The sequence below is a fragment of the Sphingobium trunci genome (genome assembly GCF_022664535.1).
GTDB lineage: Bacteria > Pseudomonadota > Alphaproteobacteria > Sphingomonadales > Sphingomonadaceae > Sphingobium.
On the sequence record NZ_JAKUJY010000071.1, the window covers coordinates 1 to 710 of the forward strand.

The following is a 710-nucleotide window of genomic DNA, read 5'->3' on the forward strand; positions in this document are numbered from 1 at the left end:
CGCCGATCTGGTGAGCCTGGGCTATGACGGTTCCTACAACCGTGTCGCGGCCTTTGCGCGGGACTGGCGCGACGATTATCGCCGCCAGCAGCAGATGAGCGGACGCGGGACATTCGTGCCGCTGTCCTTCGCACCGGGAGAGGCGTTCCAGTTCGATTGGAGCGAGGACTGGGCGATCATCGGCGGCGTGCGCACCAAATTGCAGGTCGCCCACTTCAAGCTCAGCCACAGCCGGGCCTTCCTCGTGCGGGCCTATTTGCTCCAGACCCACGAGATGCTGTTCGATGCCCATAACCATGCGTTCCGCGTGCTGGGCGGCGTGCCGCGCCGCGGGATTTACGACAATATGCGCACCGCCATCGACAAGGTCGGGCGCGGCAAGGAGCGCAACGTCAACAACCGCTTCCTCACCATGGTCAGTCACTATCTGTTCGAGGCCGAGTTCTGTAATCCGGCAGCGGGCTGGGAAAAGGGCCAGGTCGAGAAGAACGTCCAGGATGCCCGGCATCGGCTATGGCAACCCACGCCGCAGGCGGAAAGTCTGGATGCTCTCAACCTATGGCTGGAGGATCGCTGCAAGGAGCTGTGGCAGGATATCCCGCACGGGATCGAAGCGGGTTCGGTCGCCGATGCCTGGGCCGATGAAGTGGAAAGCCTGATGCCGGTGGGCAGACCGTTCGATGGCTTTGTCGAATATGGGAAACGGGTCT

At 62.7% G+C, this 710-nt stretch carries 1 protein-coding gene; it reads left to right on the forward strand.

Going from position 1 to position 710, the window contains the following annotated elements; translation table 11 throughout:
• Positions 1-710: IS21 family transposase (istA, locus tag MJ601_RS21790; protein ID WP_242130484.1), on the forward strand; the 710-nt coding region annotated here is incomplete at both ends.